This is a genomic window from Actinomycetota bacterium, assembly GCA_040881665.1.
Taxonomy (GTDB): domain Bacteria; phylum Actinomycetota; class UBA4738; order UBA4738; family HRBIN12; genus JBBDWR01.
In genome coordinates this window covers 320,303-341,089 of sequence record JBBECT010000004.1, presented here as the reverse complement: position 1 = coordinate 341,089, position 20,787 = coordinate 320,303, and the positions used below count along the sequence as shown (strand labels likewise).

The 20,787-nt window shown below is 68.1% G+C and carries 19 protein-coding genes, 1 tRNA gene and 1 pseudogene; 8 read left to right on the top strand and 13 right to left on the bottom strand.

Annotated features, from left to right (window positions below):
- Window positions 1–3 precede the first annotated feature (3 nt).
- The 11 genes from WEF05_02610 to dnaA all read right to left on the bottom strand — a co-directional run bounded on the left by WEF05_02610 (window position 4) and on the right by dnaA (window position 11,642).
- A complete protein-coding gene (locus WEF05_02610; protein MEX1100792.1) occupies window positions 4–813 on the bottom strand; it encodes a GNAT family N-acetyltransferase in 810 nt (269 codons plus the stop codon).
- Window positions 814–1,011: 198 nt separating this feature from the next.
- Complete coding sequence (locus WEF05_02605) at window positions 1,012–1,182, bottom strand: hypothetical protein (protein MEX1100791.1); 171 nt, start codon at window positions 1,180–1,182, stop codon at window positions 1,012–1,014.
- Between the two features lie 27 nt (window positions 1,183–1,209).
- Window positions 1,210–1,284: transfer RNA gene (locus WEF05_02600), tRNA-Ile, on the bottom strand.
- A gap of 150 nt (window positions 1,285–1,434) precedes the next feature.
- The gene (locus tag WEF05_02595; protein MEX1100790.1) at window positions 1,435–2,010 is read right to left on the bottom strand and encodes a DUF3566 domain-containing protein; all 576 of its coding nucleotides are present in this window, start codon (window positions 2,008–2,010) and stop codon (window positions 1,435–1,437) included.
- A gap of 97 nt (window positions 2,011–2,107) precedes the next feature.
- Window positions 2,108–2,377 carry a hypothetical protein gene (locus WEF05_02590; GenBank protein MEX1100789.1) on the bottom strand — a complete coding sequence of 90 codons (270 nt, stop codon included), beginning with the start codon at window positions 2,375–2,377 and terminating at the stop codon, window positions 2,108–2,110.
- A 40-nt stretch (window positions 2,378–2,417) separates the two neighbouring features.
- Window positions 2,418–4,868 (bottom strand): DNA gyrase subunit A, encoded by a 2,451-nt coding sequence (gene gyrA, locus WEF05_02585; protein MEX1100788.1) that lies wholly within the window; start codon window positions 4,866–4,868, stop codon window positions 2,418–2,420.
- A gap of 181 nt (window positions 4,869–5,049) precedes the next feature.
- Window positions 5,050–7,236, bottom strand: a complete 2,187-nt coding sequence (gene gyrB / locus WEF05_02580) for a DNA topoisomerase (ATP-hydrolyzing) subunit B (protein MEX1100787.1) — start codon at window positions 7,234–7,236, stop codon at window positions 5,050–5,052.
- Between the two features lie 127 nt (window positions 7,237–7,363).
- The gene (locus WEF05_02575; GenBank protein ID MEX1100786.1) at window positions 7,364–7,705 is read right to left on the bottom strand and encodes a DUF721 domain-containing protein; all 342 of its coding nucleotides are present in this window, start codon (window positions 7,703–7,705) and stop codon (window positions 7,364–7,366) included.
- A 43-nt stretch (window positions 7,706–7,748) separates the two neighbouring features.
- Complete coding sequence (locus WEF05_02570; protein MEX1100785.1) at window positions 7,749–8,867, bottom strand: DNA replication/repair protein RecF; 1,119 nt, start codon at window positions 8,865–8,867, stop codon at window positions 7,749–7,751.
- Window positions 8,868–8,889: 22 nt separating this feature from the next.
- Complete coding sequence (dnaN, locus tag WEF05_02565) at window positions 8,890–10,002, bottom strand: DNA polymerase III subunit beta (protein MEX1100784.1); 1,113 nt, start codon at window positions 10,000–10,002, stop codon at window positions 8,890–8,892.
- Between the two features lie 212 nt (window positions 10,003–10,214).
- Complete coding sequence (gene dnaA, locus WEF05_02560) at window positions 10,215–11,642, bottom strand: chromosomal replication initiator protein DnaA (protein ID MEX1100783.1); 1,428 nt, start codon at window positions 11,640–11,642, stop codon at window positions 10,215–10,217.
- 357 nt (window positions 11,643–11,999) lie between these two features.
- Between dnaA and rpmH the strand changes: the two genes are divergently transcribed.
- The 7 genes and pseudogenes from rpmH (at window position 12,000) to WEF05_02525 (ending at window position 18,094) form a co-directional block, all read left to right on the top strand.
- Window positions 12,000–12,137, top strand: a complete 138-nt coding sequence (gene rpmH, locus WEF05_02555; GenBank protein ID MEX1100782.1) for a 50S ribosomal protein L34 — start codon at window positions 12,000–12,002, stop codon at window positions 12,135–12,137.
- Window positions 12,138–12,511: 374 nt separating this feature from the next.
- Window positions 12,512–12,715 (top strand): annotated as a pseudogene (yidD, locus tag WEF05_02550) (membrane protein insertion efficiency factor YidD).
- 143 nt (window positions 12,716–12,858) lie between these two features.
- Window positions 12,859–14,025 (top strand): YidC/Oxa1 family membrane protein insertase, encoded by a 1,167-nt coding sequence (locus tag WEF05_02545; GenBank protein ID MEX1100781.1) that lies wholly within the window; start codon window positions 12,859–12,861, stop codon window positions 14,023–14,025.
- A complete protein-coding gene (gene jag, locus WEF05_02540) occupies window positions 13,988–14,659 on the top strand; it encodes an RNA-binding cell elongation regulator Jag/EloR (protein ID MEX1100780.1) in 672 nt (223 codons plus the stop codon). The genes WEF05_02545 and jag overlap by 38 nt, the downstream gene beginning before the upstream one ends.
- 269 nt (window positions 14,660–14,928) lie before the next feature.
- Window positions 14,929–15,564 (top strand): 16S rRNA (guanine(527)-N(7))-methyltransferase RsmG, encoded by a 636-nt coding sequence (locus WEF05_02535; protein ID MEX1100779.1) that lies wholly within the window; start codon window positions 14,929–14,931, stop codon window positions 15,562–15,564.
- Window positions 15,561–17,216: an AAA family ATPase gene (locus WEF05_02530; GenBank protein MEX1100778.1), complete on the top strand. Its 1,656-nt coding sequence runs from the start codon at window positions 15,561–15,563 to the stop codon at window positions 17,214–17,216. The genes WEF05_02535 and WEF05_02530 overlap by 4 nt, the downstream gene beginning before the upstream one ends.
- On the top strand, window positions 17,213–18,094 hold the full coding sequence (locus WEF05_02525; protein MEX1100777.1) for a ParB/RepB/Spo0J family partition protein: 882 nt from the start codon (window positions 17,213–17,215) through the stop codon (window positions 18,092–18,094). The genes WEF05_02530 and WEF05_02525 overlap by 4 nt, the downstream gene beginning before the upstream one ends.
- Window positions 18,095–18,158: 64 nt before the next feature.
- Here WEF05_02525 and WEF05_02520 read toward each other — a convergent pair whose 3' ends face one another.
- Together WEF05_02520 and WEF05_02515 are read right to left on the bottom strand one after the other, a co-directional pair.
- A complete protein-coding gene (locus WEF05_02520; protein ID MEX1100776.1) occupies window positions 18,159–19,112 on the bottom strand; it encodes a D-alanine--D-alanine ligase in 954 nt (317 codons plus the stop codon).
- Window positions 19,109–20,338, bottom strand: a complete 1,230-nt coding sequence (locus WEF05_02515) for a PLP-dependent aminotransferase family protein (GenBank protein ID MEX1100775.1) — start codon at window positions 20,336–20,338, stop codon at window positions 19,109–19,111. Before WEF05_02515 ends, WEF05_02520 begins: the two co-directional genes overlap by 4 nt.
- Window positions 20,339–20,552: 214 nt before the next feature.
- Between WEF05_02515 and WEF05_02510 the strand changes: the two genes are divergently transcribed.
- A partial coding sequence (locus tag WEF05_02510; GenBank protein MEX1100774.1) for a hypothetical protein occupies window positions 20,553–20,787 on the top strand: 235 nt, incomplete at its 3' end.

Here is a 20,787-nt window from a genome sequence, read left to right as displayed (position 1 = left end):
GGCTCAGTCCAGGACGTAGGTGGCGTTCGCGGTGAATCCGCGCACGGTGCGGCCCGCGTCCAGGAGCGTTCCGAGCGCCGATCCGACGGTTTCGCGCCATCGGTCGGCGAGCTCTCGGTCGGCTTCGCGCACGGTGCGGTAGTCCTCGGGGATCCGGACGAGCAACGGTCCCGCTCCCACGTCGGCGGGATCCAGAGCGACCACCGGGTGCGGCACGTCGTCCGGGCCCTCGCGATCGACCACGATCGTTCCCTCGTCGGGAAGCGCGCCGGGTTCGGGCTCGCGATCGAGCTCCCAGCGGATCACGAGGCGGTCGCTGCGCTCGCCGCGGTTGAGCTCGTCGTCCATCGCCCCGTAGAAGTTCGGGCGGAACCCATCGGCCAAGGCGCCCAGCTTCGCGAGGTTGAAGTACGCGTTCTTCGTGAGCATCGGGTCGAACGTCCAGCGCGCGACCCCGACCCCGCGGTCGAGCGCGACCGCGCGCTGCGCGAGCTTGAGCGCGAACCCCGTGCCCTTGCCCTGCCACTCCCGATCGACCGCGAGCATGTGCGAGTGCACGTGCAGACCGAGATCGTCGAACCCCGCCCAGTCGAGCACGAACCCGACGATCCGTCCCGACGAGAACGCTCCCCACGGAACGTTCCCGCTCTCCTGCAGCGCCCGGATCACCTCGCGCGGCAGTCCCGCCGTCACACCCCACGTCGAGGTCATCACCTCGAGGATCAGATCCGCGTCCTCCAACGACTCCAACGGCTCAAGCTCGACCCCCGCAGCCGTCGCGGCCCCCTGCGCAACCTCCCAAGCCCCATCCATCAGACCGCGAACTTTAGCGGGTCGCGGGGGTGACCGCTCCGCCGAACGGTCCTCCTCGCCGCGCTTCGCGCGGCTTCGTGCGGGGTGTTCGGCTCCGGGTCACCCTCACGCCCCAGGATGCTGCCCGGGACCGCTACGAACGAAAGAGCCCGCGCCCCTCGGAAGGGGCGCGGGCTCGAACGGTGGGCGTGGAAGGATCTACCCGCCGGACGGCGGTGGAAGCTCCTGCCATTCGCTGTCGTCCAGATCCGATCCGCGACGTCGTTTGAAGAACGCGACGACGCCGGCGATGATCGCGCCGATCACGGCGAGCTTCATCAGGCGCCGGAAGAACCCTTTCTTCTGCTTCACTTCGACTTCTTCGGCCATGGGGAACCCCTTTCCCGGTCGGGCCAGTGGGCCTGGATGGACTTGAACCATCGACCTCTTCCTTATCAGGGAAGCGCTCTAACCGAGCTGAGCTACAGGCCCGAGGTGAGTGGTGCCGGGATGAACCTACACCCCGCCCTGGTCGGAGCGTACCGACGCCCCGGAAAGGGTGTCAATCGGTGCATCGGCCTGCGGAACCGTCTCGGGTGATGCTCGAACCTGCGCCGCAGACCTACCCCCGGGGTCGTGCGTTCAACCGCGCCGGGAACGCTTCTCGCCGAGGGTGACCTCGATGCCTCCGACCACGTCGGAGATCAGGTTGTAGAGGAAGATCACGAACACGTTCACCAGCGACCATAGGACGACGCCGATCAACCCCACGGAGAGCGCGCGCCAGAACAGCCAGTTCCCGTCGACGGCGAATCCCGCCTCGACCACCGACAGGTTCACCGCCAGCTCGACGGCCGCATCGATCGTACCGAGGGCGTCGAGCACGAGGTAGAGCATCGTTCCCGCGAGCAGCACGACGAGCATCACGCACAGGTAGAACAGCAGCGAGAACTTCAGCACCGACCAGGGACCGACCTTGCGCACGACGACGCGGGCCTTGCGCGAGGGCTGTGGCGCGTGGATCGCGGGGCCGGCCACCGCCGGGTGTCCGCCGCCGATCACGGCCGTCGGCGGTGCGGGCTGGGCGGAACCAGGGTCGCTGGACGGCTCGCCGGACCGATCGGCGACGGATCCCGTATCGACCTCGCTGGCCATCGCGTTCCCCTCGTCCGGCGCAGCCTCGTTCGCGTCGGTCGCCCTCGTCGTTCCGTCACTCACTGCCTACACCTCGGATACGCCTTTGTACGCGCAGACAGACGGCCCGGCAAGCAACGGCGGTTCCCTGCCGGGGACCGAACATCGCGGCCAGGCACGATCATGCCTCGGCTCCCGAACGGGGCGGGCCGAACACCAGGTGCATGTGCAGGGGCGTGAGGAACGCGAGCACCGTGACGGTGACCGCCCAGTTCGTGAGGTTCGGCTGGCGGCTCTGCACGAGCAAGGCACCGGTCCCGAGGACCACTCCCGCTCCCGCGTACAGGGCGATCGCGTAGGCCGATGCGATCCGCTGCCGCAGGGCGGCGGCGGTCACCAGCCCGATCCCGGAACCGAGGACGATCAGCGCGATCCCGGCGGCACGATCCATGGCGGCGCGGACTCCCCCTCTCGAACCCGTTCCGACGGGATCATTCCTCGGCGGGCTCGTCGACGCCGGCGACCTGCGCAGCGACCGGCGCCAGCGCTACCACGCTCGCGCCCTCGTCGACACGCATCGTCCGGACACCCTGACTGGAGCGACCGACGCGCCGGATGTCGCCCGCCGGGACGCGGATCACGATGCCGGACGAGGAGATCACGAACATGTCGTGGTCCTTCGTTCCGACGTAGGCGCCGGCGAGCAGGCCGGTCTTCTTCGTGAGCTGGTGGCCGATCACGCCCTTGGTGCCACGGCCCTTCACCGGATACTGCTCGAGCTTCGTGCGCTTGCCGTATCCCTGCTCGGTGACGCTGATCAGCTCGTCGCCCTGGGAGGCGACGGACAGCTCGAGGACCTCGTCGTCCTCCTTGCCCAGGCGCATCCCGATCACGCCGGCGGCCGAGCGGCCCATCGGGCGCACCATCGACTCCTTGAAACGCACGGCCTGTCCGCGGCGGGAGACGAGGATCACCTGGTCGTTCCCGTCGGTGAGCTTGACCTCGATCAGCTCGTCCCCGGGCTTCAGGTTGATCGCGATCAGGCCCGTCCGTGGGGAGTCGTACTCGGGCAGCGGCGTCTTCTTCACGATCCCCTTCTTCGTGGCGAACAGCAGGAACCGGCCGTCCTCGTACTCCTTGAGGTCGATCACCGCGCTGATGCGTTCGTCCCCGCTGATACCGACCCCCGGCAGGTTCGCGGCGTAGAGCCCCCGTGCGGTGCGCGAGACGTCGGGAACGTGGTGCACCTTCACGCGGTAGACGCGGCCCTTGTCGGTGAAGAACAGCAGCCAATGGTGCGTCGTGGTCGTGAAGACGTGACTGACCACGTCTTCTTCCTTGAGGTTCTGCCCGCGTACGCCCTTGCCCCCGCGACCCTGGCGCCGGAACGTGTCGACCGGGAACCGCTTCACGTAGCCGGCGCGGCTGACCGTGATCACGACGTCCTCCTCGGCGATCAGGTCTTCGATCTCGAGGTCTCCTTCGTCGGCCTTGATCGCCGTACGGCGCTTGTCCGCGTACTTGTCCTTGAGGGCCGTGAGCTCGTCCTTGATCACGCCGCGCAGCTTCTTCGGATCCTTCAGCAACGACGCGAGGTACTTGATCCGCTTCAGCAGCTCCGCATGCTCGTTATCGAGCTCCTCGCGCGCGAGCTTGGTCAGCCGGCGCAGCGGCATGTCCAGGATGTGGTTCGCCTGGATCTCGCTCAGCTTGAACTTGGTCATCAGCTTCTTGCGCGCGGCCTCGGCGTCCTGCGACGCGCGGATGATCTTGATCACCTCGTCGAGGTTGTCCAGCGCGATCAGCAGACCCTGGATGATGTGGTCGCGCTCCTCCGCCTTACGCTTCTGGAACTGGGTGCGCCGGGTGACGACCTCGACCTGGTGGTCGATGTAGTAGCCGACCATCTCCGCGAGATTCAGCGTTCGGGGAACGCCGTCCACGAGGGCGAGCATGATCACGCTGAAGTTGTCCTGCAGCTGCGTGTGCTTGTAGAGCTGGTTGAGCACGACGTGCGGGTTCGCGCCACGCTTGAGGTCGATCACCAGGCGCATGCCGGCGCGACCGCTCGAGTGGTCGCGAAGGTCGGCGATCTCCTTCACGCGGCCGGTCCGCACGAGGTCGGCGATCTTCTCGGCCAGTCGCGCCTTGTTCACCTGATAGGGGAGCTCGGTGACGACGATGCGCGACCGTCCCCCGGTCCCCTCTTCGATGCTCGTGACGGCGCGCACCTTGATCGAGCCGCGACCCGTCTCGTACGCATCCTTGAAGCCGTCGCGGCCCATCACGACCGCGCCCGTCGGGAAATCCGGACCCTTCACGAACTTCATGAGGTCCTTCGGCGTGGACTCGGGGTTGTCGATCGTGTGGATCACGGCGTCGATCACTTCGCCGAGGTTGTGCGGCGGGATGTTCGTGGCCATCCCGACAGCGATACCTCCCGAACCGTTGACGAGCAGGTTCGGGAACCGGCTCGGCAGCACCACCGGCTCCTGCTCGTACCCGTCGTAGTTGGGAACGAAGTCGACCGTCTCGGCGTCGATGTCGCGCAGCAGCTCGAGGGCGAGCGGCGCGAGTCGCGCCTCGGTGTAGCGCTGTGCCGCCGGAGGATCCCCGTCGATCGATCCGAAGTTCCCGTGCGGATCCACCAACGGGTACCGCAACGAGAAGTCCTGCGCCATCCGCACCAACGCGTCGTAGATCGCCGTGTCCCCGTGCGGGTGGTACTTCTTCATCACGTCGCCGACCGCCGACGCCGACTTGCGATACGGACGATCCGGCCGCAATCCCCCCTCGAGCATCGACCACAAGATCCGCCGATGCACCGGCTTCAACCCGTCCCGCACATCCGGCAGAGCCCGCCCCACGATGACCGACATCGCATAGTCGAGGTACGACCGCTGGATCTCCTCCTCCAACGCAACAGGCTCAACCCGCCCCACGAACAAGTTCTGCGCCACCGGCTACCGCCCCTTGTCGGCGATCAGGCCGACACGAACGTCGCGGGAACCCGTCTGAGGCGGGTGGTGGGGACCGGAGCCGGACACCCCGCACGAAGTCTCGCGCAGCGAGACGAGGAGGACCGTCCGGCGGAGCGTCCCCACCACCCGCCCACGCTGTCCCCTACACGTCAAGGTTCTGAACATCCTTCGCGTTCTGCTCGATGAACGCCTTCCGAGAAGGGACGTCCTCGCCCATCAGGACGGTGAACAGCTTGTCGGCGGTCGCGGCGTCCTCGAGGGTCACCTGCAGCAGGGTCCGCTTCTCCGGGTCCATCGTCGTGTCCCACAGCTGGCCGGCGTCCATCTCACCGAGCCCCTTGAACCGCTGGGGGTCGGCCTTGAACTTGCCGTTGCCGTTGGCCTTGCGGAACTGCTGCCACTGCTTCTCGGAATAGAAGTAGTGGGGCTTCTTCTCGACGTTCACGAGGTACAGCGGTGGCTGCGCGATGTACATGTAGCCGGCGTCGATCAGCTCGCGCATGTTCCGGAAGAAGAACGTGAGCAACAGCGTGCGGATGTGCGCGCCGTCGACATCGGCGTCGGCCATCAGCACGATGTGGTGGTAGCGCGCCTTCTCGAGGTCGAACTCCTCGGCGATGCCCGTGCCGATCGCGGTGATAAGCGCCTGGATCTCGGCGTTCTCCAGCGTCTTGTGCAGGCGGGCCTTCTCGACGTTGAGGATCTTGCCCCGGATCGGAAGGATCGCTTGTGTCGCGGGGTCGCGCGCCTGCTTCGCGCTGCCGCCGGCCGAGTCGCCCTCGACGATGTAGAGCTCGCATTGCGAGGGATCGTTGAGCGAGCAGTCCGCGAGCTTGCCCGGCAGGCTCCCGGATTCGAGGAACGACTTGCGGCGCGTGAGGTCGCGCGCGTGGCGAGCCGCCAAGCGGGCCTTCGCCGCACTGGCGCTCTTCTGGACGATGCGCTTCGCGTCGCCCGGGTGCTCCTCGAGCCAGGTACCGAAACGCTCGTTGACCGACTTCTCGACGAACGAACGGATGCTGGCGTTGCCGAGCTTCGTCTTCGTCTGACCCTCGAACTGCGGGTCCTTGAGCTTGACGGACACGATCCCGATCAGGCCCTCACGGACGTCCTCGCCGATCAGGTTGTCGTCCTTCTCCTTGAGGAGTCCCTTCGCGCGCGCGTAGCGGTTGATCACGTTCGTCAGGGACTTCTTGAGCCCCTCCTCGTGCATACCGCCCTCGTGCGTGTTGATCGTGTTCGCGAACGAGTACAGCGACTCGGCATAGGCAGAGTTCCACTGCATCGCGATCTCGACCTCGGCATCGGCGGTCTTCTCCTCGAACGCGATCGTGCGGTTGAGGGGATCCTTCCCGGCGCCGAGGTAGGCGACGAAGTCCGAGAGGCCCTTCGTGTAGCGGAACGACTCCTCGACCGTAGGCTTCTCGCGTTCGTCGACCAGGCGCACCTCGATCCCCGCGTTGAGGAACGCGAGCTCGCGGAGCCGCTCGCCGAGCGTCTCGCGCTTGAAGTCGATCTCGTCGAAGATCTCCGGATCGGGCCAGAAGGTGATCGTCGTGCCGTGCTTGGTGCTGGCCGTTCCCTTCTTGAGCTTGCCGGTGCTGCGACCGCGCGCGTACTCCTGGTGCCAGTTGAAGCCGTCGCGCTTGATGTCGGCGGTCATCCGCTCGGACAGCGCGTTCACGACCGAGACGCCGACGCCGTGCAGACCTCCGGAGATCCGGTAGCCACCTCCGCCGAACTTCCCCCCGGCGTTCAGGGTGGTGAGCACGACCTCGACGGCCGGACGGCGATCCTTCGCCTTCGGGATCGGCTTCACGGGGATGCCGCGTCCGTTGTCCTCGACCCTGACGCCGCCGTCCGCGAGCAGCCGCACGATGATCCGGTCGCAGTGCCCGGCCATCGCCTCGTCGATCGCGTTGTCGACGACCTCGTAGACGAGGTGATGGAGGCCGCGGCCGCTGGTGGTGCCGATGTACATCCCCGGCCGCAGCCGTACGTGCTCGACGCCCTCGAGGACGGTGATGTTCTCCGCGTCGTAGCCGGACTTGCCCCCCTTGGCGGCGCGCTTCGCGGTCGTCGCCTTCGCGCGCGGGGGGGTCCCGGTCTTCGCGGGCCGTTTCGCGACGGCCTTGGGGGTGGGCTTCTTCGGGGTCGCCTTCTTGGCCGCTGCAGCCTTCTTCGCAGCGTTTCCACGGGCGGTCGTCGCCGTCGACTTCGCGGGCGTCGCTCTCTTCGCGGTCGTCTTCTTCGTGGCCGACGCCTTCTTCGCGCCGGTCGACTTCCTCGTCGTCGCCAAGGAACCTCCGTCGTGCAGAAACCCGGCCACGCCGGGGGACGGCTCGGTGCCGTTCAGGGGGCCGTGCGGGGCCAGAACTACGTTCTCATCTTATCAACCACAGACCCCTATCGACCGAGGTCAGGGGGGTCGATATACCGTTGGGGAGCAGGGGTTCTCAGCCCTCGGGACGGACCACGATCCGCACCTGACGGACGAGCTCGGAACCGAGGGCCGCATTCGCCTGGAGACGGATCTCCTCGGCCAGGAATCGGGCCTGCGCGCCGAACGGCCCGGTGCTCGCCCGGACCACCAGGACGCCTTCGTCCAGGCTCTCCGGGGCGGTCTGCGACCCGAGTTTGGGACCGACGATCTCCTCCCACCCGGCCGCGAGGCGGCCGACGGCCATGCCGCGCGAGAACAGCGGTTCGCGGAGCAACCCCGCGACGATGTCGCCGATCGGCGTCTCCTTCGAGCTGCGCTCGTCCCTACGCGAGGACCATCCTTTGCTGTGTGGCATCAGGGTTCCTCTCGGGACGGGATTTCGGGTTCGGCGGATCCCATCATGCGGCCGCATCTCGGACGGCGACCCGACCTGACGACACGTCCCACACCGCGATCGTGTTCTTCGGGATGAGCGCGTCGTCGAACACCGAGATCAGCACCTGCCCGCGGCGCTCGAGATGCTCCGCGACCCGGCGCTGCCGCGCAGGATCGAGCGCGGAGAACGGGTCGTCGACGAGCAGCACAGGGGGCTCGCCGATCTCTGCCTCGACGGCTTTCGCCAGCCCGAGTCGCAGGCAGAGTGCGGCGGCCCAGGACTCCCCGTGCGATGCGAACCCCCGGACGGTGAGATCGCGAACCTCGAGATCGAGCTCGTCGCGGTGCGGCCCGACAAGCGTCGTCCGCCGGATGAGCTCGTCCGCCCTCCGCTCCGCGATCCGCGCCCGGAACGCCTCGGTGAGGGAGGCCGCGTCGACCTTCGCTGACGGGTCCCCGGGGACGTTCGGCAGGTAGGTGATCCTGAGCCCGTAGCCGGCGAGCCATCTGTACTCCTCGTCCGCGGTGGGAGCGAGCTTCGCGATCGCCTCGGCGCGCGCGCGCATCAACGCCGTCCCTGCGGTGACGAGCTCCTCGTCCCACACCTCGATCGCGGGCGGCGCACCGGCGCCCTCGTGTTCCTTCAACAAGCGGTTTCGCTGGCGCAGTGCCTTGTCGTACGCAGCGACGAGCGACTCCTTCACCGGGTTCAGCACGCCGAGCGCCTCGTCCATGAAGGCGCGTCGCGCGCCGGGCTCGCCGGCCACGATCCTCAGGTCGTGCGGGCCGAAGAACACCGAACGGATCTGCCTGCGCAGTTCGCGCTTGCGGCGCAGCGGGGATCGGTTCACCTGGAGCCGTGACGCACCTTTCGTGGGGATCTCGACCTCAACGAGCACTCGGCCGTCGCGGGTCTCGACCTCCCCGCGCACGTACGCGGCGCCGGCGCCGCGGCGAACGAGCGGCTCCCCGGCGGTGGAGCGGGGGGACGAGAGAGCGAACAGGTAGTCGATCCCCTCGAGTAGGTTCGTCTTCCCTTCACCGTTCGGGCCCACGACGGTGATCAGACCCGTCGGCAGATCGGTGATCTCGCTGTGCTCGTGGTTTCGGAAGTCGCGGAGCTCGACCCAGAGCAGACGCACGGGGTGGAGCCCCCGGCGCCGCTCAGGCCACCGGCGCGGGGAGCCGCACCGGCATCACCAGGTAGGTGAACGCGTCGTTGTCGCCCCGGACGATGCCCGGTTTGAGGCCGTCGCGGACCTCGACCTTCACCGTCTCTCCCGTCGCGGCGGCGAGGCCGTCGGACAGGTAGTGGGGATTGAAGGCGACGGTGATCTCCTCGCCCTCGTACCGGGCCTCGACGGCCTCGACAGCCTGGCCCACGTCGGGCGAGGACGACGACAGCTTGACGCCGAGCGCGTTGAACTCCATGCGCACGGGGGTCGTGTCGCGGGCGAGCAGTCCCACCCGCTTGACGGCCTCCATCAGCTGCTGGCGAGAGACCTCGAGGCGGCTGTCGTAGGTGTCGGGGAGCAACTGGCGATAGTTCGGGAACTCGCCCTCGATCAGACGGGACGTGAGCATCAGGTCGCCAGCCTTGAACGATACCTGCGCGTCGTCCAGGAGCAGCTCGACCGTGCCCTTCTCGTCGGTCGCGGCCGCCCGCCCAGCCTCGGAGATCGCCCGCTCGGGAACGATCGCTTTCGACTCGCCGGCGCTGGTCGCGACGAGGTCGCGGACGGCGAGGCGGTACGAATCCGTCGCGACGAGCGTGACGCCTTCGCGGGAGATCTCCAGCAGCACACCGGTCAGAACCGGGCGCGCCTCGTCGCGTGACGCCGCGCGCGCCACCTGCCCGACGGCTTCGACGAAGGCGCCGGCCTCGCACGTGACCTTCGTTCCACTCGGCTCCTGCAGCGTCGGGAAGTCCTCGACGGGAAGCAGCCGCAGCGATCCCTCGAACGCCGCGGAACGGATCTGCGCCTGAGCCTGATCGGTCTCGATCTCGACGGGGGCGTCGGACAGGCTCTTGACCGTGTCGGCGAGCAACCGTGCCGGAACGAGCGCCGAGCCGGATGCCGCGACGGTGACCTCGATCGCGAGGCGGGCGGAAACCTCGAGGTCGGTCGTTGTCATCGTCAGCGTGCCGCCGTCGGCCGCATCGAGCAGGACGCCGGTCAGCGCCGGGATCCCGGGCCGTGAGGACACCCCTCGCTGGACGGTCTGCAGCGCCTCGGAGAGCGTGTCTCGATCGCACCGGAACTTCACGTTGTCCACCCCCTGGGCTCGCCCTGCTTCTGTAGTGGTTCTTTCTCTATCAGTAGTAGTAGGGGCTGTGAGGATGTGGAGAACCCCCCTGTTCGTGCAGCGTACCGACGCCGGCTGACATGTGGAGGGGCGGTGAGGATCGGGGTGGGACGTGGCGCGGCGAGCACCAGTCCCCACGAACCCCACCGGTTTCCCCCATGTCGCTCCACGCTCCGCTCCCCTCAGTTCCCGGTGGCCCGGGCCCGGCCACGGATGATCCGGGACAGGTCCTGGACCTGCTTGTAGGTCGTGTCGCGCGCACGCATCTTCTTCTCGACCTGATTGATGCCATACAAGGCGGTCGAGTGGTCCCTGCCGCCGAAGATCTCACCGATCTTCACGAGCGACAGCCCGGTGCACTCGCGGATCAGGTACATCGCGATGTGGCGTGCATTCGTGAGCGGTCGCGAGCGGCTCGGCGAGACGAGGTCGTCGCGCGAGAGCCCGAAGTAGGTGGCGACCTCGTCGAGGATCGTCTCGGGCGCGATCTCCGCCACGGTCTGCGGCAACAGATCCTGCAGTGCGCGTTCGGCGAGCAGCACGTCGATGGCCTGTCCGGTGAGCTCGCTGAACGCGACGACGCGTACGAGCGCGCCCTCGAGCTCGCGGACGCTCTGATCGAACCGGCTGGCGATGAAGTCGAGCACTTCGTCGGGCACGCGGATGTCGTCGCGCTGCGCCTTCAGCTGCAGGATCGCGAGCCGGGTCTCGAGGTCGGGGGGCTGCACGTCGACGCACAAGCCCCAGCGGAACCGGTTCTTGAGCCGTTCCTCCATGCCCGAAAGGTCTTGCGGCGCACGGTCGGAGGCGATCACGATCTGCCGTTCGGCGAGGTGGAGGTGGTTGAAGGTGTGGAAGAACTCGGTCTGGGTCTCCTCGCGTTTGGCGAGGAACTGGATGTCGTCGACGAGCAGCACGTCGACCTCGCGGTAGCGCTGCTGGAACTGATAGCCCTGCCGCTCACGGACAGCCTTGACGAACTCGGTGACGAACGCTTCGGAGGTCACGTACTTCACGCGGAGCCGGTTGTTGAGGCGGTGCATGTGATGACCGATCGCGACCAGCAGGTGGGTCTTGCCCAGTCCGACGCCGCCGTAGATGAACAGTGGGTTGTAGGCCTTCGACGGTGGCGCCTCCGCGACCGCCATCGCGGCCGCGTGGGCGAACCGGTTGCTGGGGCCGGGAACGAAGGCGTCGAAGGTGTAGCCGGGGAACGGGAGTCCCGGAGCGCCGAGACGCTCGACGGGATCGGTCGTGGGCCCGGTCGGCTGCAGCGCAGCGGTTCCGTCGGTGGACGGCGGCGCGGCGGCAGCGACCGCTTGCTCCGCCTCCTCGTCTGCGGTCAGCACGACGCGGATCTGCTCTTGTCCCGTGGCCTCGACGATCGCGCCTTCGATCAGGCGGAGGTGATGGCGGGCGAGCCAGTCACGCACGTAGGCCGAGGGCGCGGCGACCTCGAAGACGCCGTCGTGAAGGCCGACGGCCCGGACGCCGGTGAACCACATCGAGATCGACGTCTCGGTGAGTTCGGAGCGGGCTCGATCGACAACATGGGTCCAGATCGCTTCCGGATCGGATCCACTGTTGACCTGCGAAGATGCGTCGACCATCCCTGATTCCACAGAACCTTTCCACATGTGTGGAAATACCTGAAGGGAAGGGAGCGGGGACCCGGCCCTTCCGGCGCGGCCCCCTCGCGGGGGAAGCGGGCCGGACTATAGCACCGGCGTTTTCCACACCGGAAGCCGAACCCCCCTCGGCGCCTCGGTTTTGACGGTCTTTCTCTTCCGGAGCGACCCCGGTGGCGATCCACGGCGGGTCCCGTCGTCTCGATGCGTCTCGGTGAGCGGCGGTGTGCTGCTTGCGATGTCCCTTTGTCCCGCCGAGACCGGCGACCGTATACTGCCCAGGTGCCGCCCCTTCGGGGATCCGGCCGTCCGTGTCACACCGATCACGCGAGGACTCCGATGTCGAAGCGCACGTTCCAGCCGAACACCCGCCGCCGGGCCAAGAAGCACGGGTTCCGTGCGCGCATGAAGACCCGCGCCGGCCGCGCGATCATCTCCCGGCGTCGCGCCAAGGGCCGCGCCCGCCTCGCCGGCTGACCTCCCGCGGGTGACGCTGTGCGTCCTCGCGAAGTGCGCGCGCTGCTGGAGCGAGGCAGACCACTCCACGCAGCACGGGTGGTAGCCTTCCTCGCACCCGGCTCCGGGGCGGTGGCGTTCATCGCTGGTCGTCGCGTCGGAGGTGCGGTGCAACGGAACCGCGCCCGTCGGGTTCTGAGGGCGGCCTGGCAACAGATCGCTCCGGAGGTTTCCGAGGGACACGACATCGCTTGGGTTGCTAGGCAAGACATCCTGGGCGCCAAGACGCAGGACCTGGTGGGCGAGATGACCGAACTGCTCCGCGGAGCGCGGGTGACGCGCGGGTGAACACGCTGCGTCGTGCTTCGAGGTCCGCCGGCGTCCCTGCGCGCGCGATCCTGGTGGGTGTGATCCACGTTTACCGCCGGACCCTGTCGGGGGTGCTCGGCGGCCAGTGCCGGTTCTTCCCGTCGTGTTCCCACTACGCCGAGCAGGCGATCCGCGAACACGGAGCGGTGCGCGGCTCCCTTCTGGCGGTGTGGAGGATCGCGCGGTGCGGTCCGTTCACCCGAGGCGGCGTCGACCCGGTCCCCCCTGCCGGTCGCGGAGCGCCTTCGTATCACGGTGTGTATGACGGGGTCACCCCTGCGAGTGGGTATGACGCGGTCACACGTGCGCGCTCGAACCGCGGATCGCGCCGGGGTGCCCACGCCCAGCGGAACTCGCGTGAGGGAGCGAAAGCATGATCGGGCTGCTCGCCGAGATCCCGATCGTCTCCCCCGTCTTCCGGACGATCCTCGGTGCGATCGGATGGGTCCTCGCCGAGATCTACGACGTCGTCGGCAACTACGGCGTCGCGATCATCATCCTGACGATCATCGTCCGGCTGATCCTGCTCCCGCTCGGGATCAAGCAGGTGCGCTCGATGCACAACATGCAGTCCCTGCAGCCCAAGATCAAACAGCTCCAACAGAAGTACAAGGGGAACAAGCAACGCCAGCAGGAAGAGATCATGAAGCTGTATCGGGAGAGCGGCGTCAATCCGCTGTCCGGGTGCTGGCCGGTGTTGCTTCAGTTCCCGATCCTGATCGCGATGTACGCGGTGTTGCGGCCCCCCACGTACGAGATCCCCCCGGACGGCGGGGAGCCGGTCCCCGTGATCGACGGAGAGATCCACATCCCCGAGGACAGCGAGCTGTATCAGGTGACCGTGGTCGACCACGAGGGGACCGAGTTCCTGTTCATGAACATGCAGTGCAACGCGCTGCAGGCGGGATCCGGGGACGTCCAGCTGAAGACGACCGACGACAAGGACACGGGACTCACGATCGACTGCGGCGAGGGGGTCCTCGCGAAGGCTCCCTACTTCCTGCTGCTTCTGCTGATGATCGGCAGCACCTTCTACCAGCAGAGGCAGATGCAGCGGGCGGCTCCGCCCGGCGCGACGAACTCCCAGCAACAGGCGCTGCTCAAGCTCATGCCGATCCTGTTCGGGGTCTTCGGTATCGGCTTCCCGTCCGGTCTGGTGCTGTACTGGACCACCTCGAACCTGTGGCAGATGGGGCAGCAAGCCGCGATGTTGCGGCTGGGCCACATCGGTCCGGCCGCGCAGGCCGCTCCCCCCAAGAAGCCCAAGGACGGCGCCCGGAAAGGCATCATGGGCCGGATGATGGACTCCGTCGACCAGCAGCGCCAGCGGGGCGAGGCGCCGGAGAAGGGTCCCGGATCGGGATCGTCCCCATCCAAGAAGGCGCAGTCCTCGGGATCATCGACCAACAACAAGAAGAAGCCCGGCGCGTCCGGCGGCACGAAGGGCTCCGGATCCTCCGGGGCCAAGAAGCCGTCCGGACAGAAACCGGGAACCGGAGGCAGTGGTGGCGGAAGTCGAAAGAAGCGCCCAAAGCGTTGAGGAGGCTCTCGGGGCCGCTCTGGCGGCACTCGGGGCGACGGAACAGGAAGTGGACGTAGAGATCGTCCAGGAGCCGAAGGCCGGCGGGCTGCTTCGCCGTGGTGGCCAGGAGGCGGTCGTCCGGGTGCGCCGTCGCCGCGATCCGAACGCGCCCACGCAGGAGGAGCTCGAGGAGCAGGCGGAGATCGCGGCCGACTTCCTCGATGAGCTCCTCGAGAGGATGGGCATCGAATGCGTCGTTGAGCCGAACTTCGAGGACGGGACGATGTATGTCGACATCCTCGGAGACAGCCCCGACGACGAGGAGATGGCCATCCTGATCGGGCGGCACGGTCAGACCCTGGAGTCGCTCCAGGAGCTGACCCGGGTGGTCGTCGGCCGCCAGAGCGAGGGTCGCTGCCGCGTGATGGTGGACGTCGAGGACTATCGCAAGCGACACCGCGACCGCCTGGAGTCCCGGGCCAGGGATCTCTCGAAGCAGGTGATCAGTTCCGGCAAGGAGCGGGAGCTCGAAGCGATGAACGCCTACGATCGGAAGATCGTGCACGACGTCGTGGCCGGGTTCGACGGGCTCCAGAGCTCCAGCCGCGGCGAGGACCCGGAACGCCGTGTCGTCATCAGCCGCTCCTCCTGAGTCCCGAGCTGAGTCCCGAGCCTACCCCTCGACCTCTCCCAGGACCGCCGCACGTTGGCCGCCGACGGTTGGGGGGCTCCGTTTTCTCGGCCCGCCGGGGAGCGTATCGCTCAGCCTCATGTTTCACGTGAAACATGGGCCACAGGTGTCCCCTCGTCTCGGGTGTGACCGTCGAGGGAACCCCTGTGATCGTCCGCGCACTCCCGGGCGGCGCCGAGGAGGCCGCTCGTCGTGGCCGCCCGGTCCCGGGCCCGGTACCGTTCGATCCGATGACCGGGGTGCAGGAACTCGCGGACCGTGTCGAGAGGATCCTCGGACGGGGACTCCCCGATCCGGCCCTCCGGAAGCTTCTGGCGTTGGAGCGGCTCCTGGCCGACCGCGGCGTCGCGCTCGGCCTGATCTCGGAACGCGACCGCCCCAGGATCCTCGAACGGCACATCCTGGATTCCCTTCGAGCGGCCGGCGCCGCCGAGACAGGTGATCGGCTCGCCTACGACCTCGGGAGCGGAGGCGGGATTCCCGGCCTTCCCCTCGCCATCGCCGTGCCGGAGCTGTCGATCACCTGCGTCGAAGCGCGGCGGAACCGGGTGGCGTTCATCGAGCTCGCGATCGACGATCTCGAGCTGCGGAACGCCCGCGCCCGTCCGGGAAGGATCGAGGACCTGGCACAGCGTGTGGACCTGTGCTTCGCAAGGGCGTTGAAGTCGGCCGCAGAAAGCTGGCGCCTGGCGCAGCCACTCCTGCGTCCCGGGGGACGCCTTGTCTACTTCGGAGGCAAGGGGTTCGGCGGTCCGGACCAGCTCTCTCCGGAGCTGAGGGACGGCCCCGGAACCCCCCAGGTGCGCGTCGTGGAGCCCTCCGGCCTTGAAAGCGCCGGTCCTCTCGTTATCATGGGTCGGCCGTGACGAAGCGTGACCCCCGCGATCGCGCTGCTTCCGGAGACTCTCCCGGCGCCCCCGCGTCCGAGGTCTCTCCTGGTTCCAGCTCGAAGCAGAAGCAGCCGAAGCGAACGAAGAAGTCTTCTTCCCGTTCGTCCCCAGCGACCGATACCGGTTCCCGCGTCATCGCGATCGCGAATCAGAAGGGCGGGGTCGGTAAGTCCACGACGGCCGTGAGCCTCGGTGCCGCCCTCGCCGAGCTCGGGCAACGGGTTCTCGTGATCGATCTGGATCCCCAGGGGAACGCGTCCACGGGACTGGGCATCAAGCACGAGTCTCGCGACGTCACCGTCTACGACGTTCTGGCGACCGAGGCGCCGATCACCGAGGCGATCATCCAAACCCCCACCGAGGGCCTCGCGGCGATCCCCTCCACGATCGATCTCGCCGGGGCGGAGATCGAACTGGTGAGCCAGTTCTCCCGGGAGCTCCGCCTGCGGAAGGCGATCGAGCCGCTCAAGGAGGACTCCTACGACTTCATCTTCCTGGACTGTCCGCCCTCGCTCGGACTCCTGACGGTGAATGCCCTCGCCGCGGCACAGGAGCTGATCGTCCCGATCCAGTGCGAGTACTACGCCCTGGAGGGGCTGGGCCAGCTGCTCCACAACGTGCGGCTGGTCCAGCAGAACATCAACATGGGACTGCGCCTCACCGGCATCGTCATGACGATGTTCGATTCTCGGACCAAGCTCTCGGAGCAGGTGGTCGACGAGGTCAGGCGGTACTTCGGGGACCGGGTGTATGACGTCATCATCCCGCGGACGGTCCGGCTGTCGGAGGCCCCCGGCTTCGGTCAGCCGATCACGACCTACGACCCCAAGAGCAAGGGAGCCGAGACGTACCGGCTGCTCGCCAAGGAGGTACTGGAGAAGCCCCTCCCCGAGGGAGAGGCGATGCCACAGATGGAGGATCTGCCCAAGGTGATCCTCCCTGTCGAGGGGGAGTCGGCGCGTTCCACCCAGCCCACCTCGTCCCCGGACGACGAGGACGAGGAGCCTGAGCCGGAGGGCTCCCAGGCCGTCTCCGAGCCCGCCGATCCCGCGAGAACCGCCTCCGGACCCGAGACTGCCGACCGCGGGTCGACGTCCGTAGCGGCGGATGCCGAGCGCCCCGCTGCTGGCATAGGAGACGCGGCGACCGAGGGATCGACGCAGGCCACGACTACACCCGAGGTCGCCTCACCCCCCGCCAAGCGTTCCGAGACGGGATCGCCGTCTGCGTCGTACGACGCTGTCACACGGGAGGCACCTCGGGAGGACCCCCCACCGCGTCGGGCACCCTCGGGTCGTGAGCAGGCCACCGGGTCGCAGACCCCTGTCGAGCAGGACTCCAAGGAGCAAGGAGCGTCCCCCCCACAGGGCCCCGCGCAGCGGCGCCCCGCAACCGTGGGAGCATCCACGTCGGGCGAACGGAACGACCCGTCCGGGCCACGAGGTCGGAGGGTCGTGGTGATCGATGAGCGGGCCGAAGAGGCGGCCGTGCTCAGTGGGCAGGAGCGGCCGGTTCGCACCGACGACGTCGATCCGGGCGCCGCCGCCGATATCGGTGAGCGGTTGCCCCAGGAACCCGCGAGGAAGAAGAAGCGCTGGTGGCAGCTCGGCAAAGGGGGAGAGGCATGAAGAAGGGTGGACTCGGCCGCGGCCTGGGCGCGCTGATCCCGGGGGCGGTCGAGGAGGGCGCCGGCCTGGTGGAGATCCCCGTGACGGCGGTCGCTCCTAACCCCAAGCAGCCGCGCACGAACTTCGACGACGAGACGCTTCGCTCGCTCTCGGCCTCGATCAAGGAGGTCGGCATCCTGCAGCCGATCGTCGTCCGCAAGTCGGCCTCGGGCTATGAGCTCGTCGCCGGCGAGCGGCGGTTGCGCGCAGCCAAGCTCGCCGGCTTGGCCACGATCGCCGCCGTCGTGCGCGACGTCGAGGATTCGGAAACGCTGCGCGAGGCGCTGATCGAGAACATCCATCGCGAGGACCTCGGTCCCGTCGAACTCGCGGAGGCGTTCCGCGAGCTGCTCGAGGAACTCGGCCTCAAGCAGGAGACCCTCGCCGACCGGCTCGGCGTCTCCCGCTCGCACATCGCGAACACGATCCGCCTGTTGCAGCTCCCCAAAGAGTGTCAGCAGCTGCTCGCGGACGGAAAGATCCAAGCGGGTCACGGTCGCGCCCTGCTCTCGCTGAACGAAGGATCGGCGCAGAACGACCTTGCGCTGCGGATCGCCGCCGAGGACCTCTCGGTTCGTGAGACCGAGGAACTCGTTCGCCGCTACATCGATCGACCGAAGCCGGAGGCAACACCGAAAGCCTCTGCTGCACAGGCTGAACCGTCCAACGCGGGCCTGGGCGAGGTGGAAGAGATCCTTTCGGAACAACTGGCCACCAGGGTGCAGATCCAGATGAACAAGAAACGTGGACGCATCGTCGTGGAGTTCGGCTCCGCCGACGACCTGGAACGCATCGTGTCCGAGATCGTCGGGTCCGGACCGGGCATGATGCCCGACTGAGCGACCGAGCAACCGAGCGACCGAGCGACCGAGACCGAGCTGCGATCGCCCCTGAGGATCGGGTTCAAACGCGCGCGAGGGCCGCACGAACGACCCGGTCGCAGAGATCTCCGAGGGAGAGCCCCGCAGCCTTCGCGGCCATCGGGAGCAGGCTCGTCTCGGTCATGCCGGGGGACACGTTGACCTCGAGTACCCAGGGGATCGCGTCACGGTCGACGATCACGTCGACCCGACTCACGTCTCGCAGACCGAGAACCTCGAACGACCGCACGGCCTCGGACGCAACCTCCCCGGCGATCTCGGGAGCCAGCCGTGCGGGGGCGTGGTACTCGGTGGCACCCGCCGTGTACCGCGCTGCGTAGTCGTACACACCCGACTTCGGCTCGATCTCGACGAGCGGAAGGACCTCGGGCTCGTCGCCGATCAGGCCGGCGGCGATCTCGGTCCCCACGATCTTGCGCTCGACGATGACCGCCTCCGCGTACGACAGCGCCGCCATGATCGCGGCCGCCAGATCGGCCTCGCGCTCGACGAATCCGACTCCGAACGCGGATCCCGAGCGGGAGGGCTTCACGACTGCGGGCGTGCCCACCGTCTCGGCGATGCGCGCGAGGGCTGCGCCCGCCCCCAGATCGCGCAGGGCGGCGGCCTCGATCGTGGCCCACGCAGGCGTGCGGACCCCGGCCGCGGCAAGGGCGTCCTTCGCGAGCACCTTGTCGAACGCGATCTCGCACGCGGATCCGGGCGTCCCCGTGTACGGGAGGCCGAGGAGGTCGAGCAGACGCTGGACGGTTCCGTCCTCGCCCTCCTTGCCGTGCAGGGCCAGGTAGCATGCGTCGAAGCCGCCCTCCGACAGCGATTCGACCAAGGGAACGTCGGCCGGATCCAGTATGACGGTGTCATATCCACGCTCGCCCAGCGCCCCGGCCACCCGATGGCCCGACCGCAGGGAGACCTCGCGTTCGGTGGACCGTCCTCCGGCCAAGACCGCGATCCGCCCGGATACGGCCGCGCTCATGGGTGCAGCGATCGATACAGGTCCTCCTCGTCCGTGAGCAGGGCGGCCAATCGCTTCACCCCCTCGACGATCTGCTCCTCGGGCGGATAGCAGAACGCGAGTCGCATCTGCCGGCGTCCGCGACCGTCGGGATAGAACCCGGTTCCCGGCACGTACGCGACGCGTCGTTCGACCGCGGCCGCGAGCAACTGCTGGGTGTCGAAGTACTCGGGCAGGGTCACCCACGAGAAGAAGCCACCGGCCGGGCGGGTCCACGTGGCGTCCTCGGGGAAGAACTCCTCGAGCGCGCCGATCAACACGTCCCGCCGGGAGCGGTAGATGTCGATCAGGGTCTGGACGGAGGAGCGCCATCGATCCTCGTCCGAGAGCCAGCGCGCGCACACGAGCTGGGTGAACGAGGAGTGACACAGATCGGCGGCCTCCTTGGCAAGTACGAGGCGTTGCGGCACATGTGATTCGGCCAGCGCCCAGCCGATCCGCATGCCCGCCGAGAACACCTTCGAGACCGTGCCGAGGTAGATCACGTTGTGCGGATCTAGCGAACGGAGCGTCGGCAGCGGATCGCCCTCGAACCGGAGCATGCCGTAGGGGTTGTCCTCGACGATCGGAACACCGGCCTCCCGGCACAGCGCGACGAGCCGCTCGCGGCGAGGCCCGGACATCGTCACCCCCGCCGGGTTGTGGAAGCTGGGGACCGTGTAGACGAACTTGGGCCGGGCTCCGTGGACGAGCAGATCCTCGAGCTGGTCGACGATCATCCCGTCGTCGTCGAGGTCGACCTGGAGGTAGCGCGGTTCGTACGCGCTGAATGCCGACAGCGCGCCGACGTAGGCCGGTGCCTCGACGACGATCTCGTCACCCGGGTCGACGAAGATCTTCGCGACGAGATCGAGCGCCTGTTGCGCTCCCGTCGTCACCACGAGATCTTCGGGGTCGGATTCCACTCCCTCGACAGCCATCAGACCGACGAGCCTTTCGCGGAGCTCGAGCAGCCCCTGCCCCCCGCAGTACTGGAGCGCCTCGGCGCCCCGCTCGCGGAGCACCTCGGCCACCACTCGCTGCACCTCGTCGGCAGGCAGCGCCTGGACGAACGGCATCCCTCCCGCGAGGGAGACGACCTCGGGGCGAGATGCGACCGCGAACAGCGCCCGCACCTCGGACTCGGACATCCCCGCCGTGCGAGCGGCGTAGCGGTCGACGAAGGGATCGATCGAGAACTCGGCCATGGGGGGTCCCATGCTAACAACGCCGCTGGTCGCGACCTCCGAGCCCGTCCCGGGGCGACCCCGGCAGGAGGGCGGCTCGAGCCCGACCTATGATGCCCGGCATGCAGTCACCGGCGAACCCTTCCGAGCTCCGGCGCGCCGTCAGGGCCGCGGCCCTCGGGGCCCTCCTCGGATCGGTGCTGGCGCTGCTCGCTCGGAGGCGTCGGGCGGCGTAGTGGGCAGGCGCATCGTCGATGTCGACCTGGAGAACTTCGCTCGGGTCCCGCGGGACTGCCGGCAGACCGTCTTCTGGGAACTCGACCATGACGACCGTGCCGTGAACGCTCGGTTCCAGAAAGAGGAGTGGTTCTCCTCGACGCTGCTCGAGTGGGGTCCCTGCGGGAAGCTCCTGCTCGACCCGGCCGTCCCCGACCCGGCCGTCCCCGACCCGGCCGTCCCCGACCCGGCCG

What these genes read in the sequence shown, in the direction of transcription:
- WEF05_02610 (MEX1100792.1), bottom strand. Translation starts at nt 813, where the DNA reads ATGGATGGGGCTTGGGAGGTTGCGCAGGGGGCCGCGACGGCTGCGGGG.
- WEF05_02605 (MEX1100791.1), bottom strand. Translation starts at nt 1,182, where the DNA reads ATGGCCGAAGAAGTCGAAGTGAAGCAGAAGAAAGGGTTCTTCCGGCGC.
- WEF05_02590 (MEX1100789.1), bottom strand. Translation starts at nt 2,377, where the DNA reads ATGGATCGTGCCGCCGGGATCGCGCTGATCGTCCTCGGTTCCGGGATC.
- WEF05_02575 (MEX1100786.1), bottom strand. Translation starts at nt 7,705, where the DNA reads ATGCCACACAGCAAAGGATGGTCCTCGCGTAGGGACGAGCGCAGCTCG.
- dnaA (MEX1100783.1), bottom strand. Translation starts at nt 11,642, where the DNA reads ATGGTCGACGCATCTTCGCAGGTCAACAGTGGATCCGATCCGGAAGCG.
- rpmH (MEX1100782.1), top strand. Translation starts at nt 12,000, where the DNA reads ATGTCGAAGCGCACGTTCCAGCCGAACACCCGCCGCCGGGCCAAGAAG.
- WEF05_02545 (MEX1100781.1), top strand. Translation starts at nt 12,859, where the DNA reads ATGATCGGGCTGCTCGCCGAGATCCCGATCGTCTCCCCCGTCTTCCGG.
- WEF05_02535 (MEX1100779.1), top strand. Translation starts at nt 14,929, where the DNA reads ATGACCGGGGTGCAGGAACTCGCGGACCGTGTCGAGAGGATCCTCGGA.
- WEF05_02525 (MEX1100777.1), top strand. Translation starts at nt 17,213, where the DNA reads ATGAAGAAGGGTGGACTCGGCCGCGGCCTGGGCGCGCTGATCCCGGGG.
- WEF05_02520 (MEX1100776.1), bottom strand. Translation starts at nt 19,112, where the DNA reads ATGAGCGCGGCCGTATCCGGGCGGATCGCGGTCTTGGCCGGAGGACGG.
- WEF05_02515 (MEX1100775.1), bottom strand. Translation starts at nt 20,338, where the DNA reads ATGGCCGAGTTCTCGATCGATCCCTTCGTCGACCGCTACGCCGCTCGC.